The 3,243-nt window shown below is 47.8% G+C and carries 2 tRNA genes and 1 rRNA gene; all 3 read left to right on the forward strand.

Features of this window, described 5'->3' with window-relative positions:
• Positions 1-74 (forward strand) — tRNA-Ile (locus J2786_RS23005).
• Between the two features lie 82 nt (positions 75-156).
• A tRNA-Ala gene (locus J2786_RS23010) sits at positions 157-230 on the forward strand.
• 153 nt (positions 231-383) lie between these two features.
• A 23S ribosomal RNA gene (locus J2786_RS23015) occupies positions 384-3,140 on the forward strand.
• The last annotated feature ends 103 nt before the right edge of the window (positions 3,141-3,243 follow it).

A 3,243-nucleotide genomic window follows, 5' to 3' on the forward strand; every position in this document is an offset into this window, starting at 1 on the left:
AGTCTCGTAGCTCAGCTGGTTAGAGCGCTACACTGATAATGTAGAGGTCGGCAGTTCGAGCCTGCCCGAGACTACTAATTAAGGCGGCTGGCAAATAGCGACTTGCTACTGGCACTTAGCCAACAGCAATAAGCAATAAGCCAACAGCAACTAGAGGGGGAATTAGCTCAGCTGGCTAGAGCGCCTGCCTTGCACGCAGGAGGTCAAGGGTTCGACTCCCTTATTCTCCACAGTTTTGGAAGACTGATTTAAAAGTTACGAATGGAGCCAAAAACAACATTTGTTCATCAGTTGGAAGAGAAGACATTAAGATCATTGACATTAACGGTAAAGACATCACAAAGAGAAAACCGAGCGCATAAAGCGCTTGAGTAACCAATAGGAAAGAAATCGTTAAGGGCGTATGGCGGATGCCTAGGCTTTCAGAGGCGACGAAGGACGTGGTAAGCTGCGAAAAGCTGCGGGGATTGGCACACACGAATTGATCCGCAGATATCCGAATGGGGCAACCCGGCATATTGAAGATATGTCACCTCGCAAGAGGAGCAAACCCGGAGAACTGAAACATCTAAGTACCCGGAGGAAAAGAAATCGAAGAGATTCCGTAAGTAGTGGCGAGCGAAAGCGGATTAGCCCAAAAGTCTTTATATATTTAAAAGAATGTTCTGGAAAGAACAGCCATAGAAGGTGATAGCCCTGTATTTGAAAGGTATATTAAGATGATAAATGAGTAGGGCGGGACACGTGAAATCCTGTCTGAATATGGGGGGACCATCCTCCAAGGCTAAATACTCCTGAAAGACCGATAGTGAACAAGTACTGTGAAGGAAAGGTGAAAAGCACTTCGAATAGAAGGGTGAAATAGAACCTGAAACCGTACGCCTACAAGCGGTCGGAGCAGCGTAATGCTGTGACGGCGTGCCTTTTGCATAATGAGCCTACGAGTTAATTTTACTAGCGAGGTTAAGGTATTAAGTACCGGAGCCGGAGCGAAAGCGAGTCTGAATAGGGCGCATAGTTAGTAGGATTAGACGCGAAACCTTGTGATCTACCCATGGGCAGGTTGAAGCTCTGGTAACACAGAGTGGAGGACCGAACCGGTTGACGTTGAAAAGTCTTCGGATGACCTGTGGGTAGGGGTGAAAGGCCAATCAAACTGGGAGATAGCTCGTACTCTCCGAAATGCATTTAGGTGCAGCGTCGTATATAAGTTTATTAGAGGTAGAGCTACTGATTGGATGCGGGGGTTTCATCGCCTACCAATTCCTGACAAACTCCGAATGCTAATAAATGTTCTACGGCAGTGAGGGCATGGGTGCTAAGGTCCATGTCCGAGAGGGAAAGAACCCAGACCAACAGCTAAGGTCCCAAAATATATGTTAAGTTGAAACAACGCGGTTGGACTGCATTGACAGCTAGGATGTTGGCTTGGAAGCAGCCATTCATTTAAAGAGTGCGTAACAGCTCACTAGTCGAGCGGTCCGGCATGGATAATAATCGGGCATAAACATATTACCGAAGCTATGGATTTATATTTTAGATATATCTGGTAGGAGAGCATTCTATTTGCGCCGAAGCAGTACTGTGAGGTATTGTGGAGCGGATAGAAAAGAAAATGTAGGCATAAGTAACGATAAAGCAGGCGAGAAACCTGCTCACCGAAAGACCAAGGCTTCCTCAGCCATGCTAATCAGCTGAGGGTTAGTCGGGACCTAACGCGAACCCGAAAGGGGTAGTGGATGGACAATGGGTTAATATTCCCATACTTGCTCACAATAAAAGGGGACGGTTGGATGTAGCTGCTGGAGACTGACGGAATAGTCAAGGCCTAGCCTTCGGGCGAAGCTGCTGTAGTGTAATCTGATCCAAGAAAAGCCGAAGTGAAGCAACCCGTACCAAAACCGACACAGGTGGTCGAGGAGAGAATCCTAAGGTGCTCGAGTGAGTCGTGGCTAAGGAACTAGGCAAAATAGTCTCGTAACTTCGGAAGAAGAGACGCCAACAGCAATGTTGGCCGCAGTGAAGAGGCCCAGGCGACTGTTTATCAAAAACACAGGACTCTGCTAAATCGAAAGATGCTGTATAGGGTCTGACACCTGCCCGGTGCTGGAAGGTTAAGGAAGGTGCTTAGGGTTAAACCGAAGGCATTAACTGAAGCCCCAGTAAACGGCGGCCGTAACTATAACGGTCCTAAGGTAGCGAAATTCCTTGTCGGGTAAGTTCCGACCTGCACGAATGGTGTAACGATCTGGGCACTGTCTCAGCCACGAGCTCGGTGAAATTGTAGTATCGGTGAAGATGCCGATTACCCGCAATGGGACGAAAAGACCCTGTGAACCTTTACTATAACTTCGTATTGACTTTGAGTAAGTAATGTGTAGGATAGGTGGGAGGCTTTGAAGCAGGCACGCTAGTGTTTGTGGAGCCAACGTTGAAATACCACCCTTTACTTACTTGGAGCCTAACTTCTTTCAGAAGGACATTGCGTGGTGGGTAGTTTGACTGGGGTGGTCGCCTCCAAAAGAGTAACGGAGGCTTTCAAAGGTACCCTCAGCACGCTTGGTAACCGTGCGTAGAGTGTAATGGCATAAGGGTGCTTGACTGTGAGACCTACAAGTCGATCAGGTGCGAAAGCAGGACATAGTGATCCGGTGGTTCCGTATGGAAGGGCCATCGCTCATAGGATAAAAGGTACTCCGGGGATAACAGGCTAGTCTCCCCCAAGAGCTCACATCGACGGGGAGGTTCGGCACCTCGATGTCGGCTCGTCACATCCTGGGGCTGGAGAAGGTCCCAAGGGTTGGGCTGTTCGCCCATTAAAGTGGCACGCGAGCTGGGTTCAGAACGTCGTGAGACAGTTCGGTCTCTATCTATTGCGGGCGTTAGATGTTTGAGAGGGCTTGATTCTAGTACGAGAGGACCGAATTGAACAAACCTCTGGTGTATCAGTTGTACCGCCAGGTGCACCGCTGAGTAGCTACGTTTGGAAGAGATAAGCACTGAAAGCATATAAGTGCGAAACTCGCCTCAAGATGAGACATCTTTTAAGGGTCGTTGTAGATGACGACGTTGATAGGCTATAGGTGTAAAGACAGTAATGTCATAGCCAAGTAGTACTAATTACCCGTAGATTTATAGTCTATGGTTACTAATATAAACCAAGTGCTTTATGTGCAGTAAAGGTTTTGTCTTTGTGAAAGTTTTTATCGCTTAAAACAGGGAGCAGATGGTAGCAATCAGGAG

It is taken from the genome of Chryseobacterium vietnamense, from assembly GCF_031454475.1.
Taxonomy (GTDB): Bacteria; Bacteroidota; Bacteroidia; order Flavobacteriales; family Weeksellaceae; genus Chryseobacterium; species Chryseobacterium vietnamense.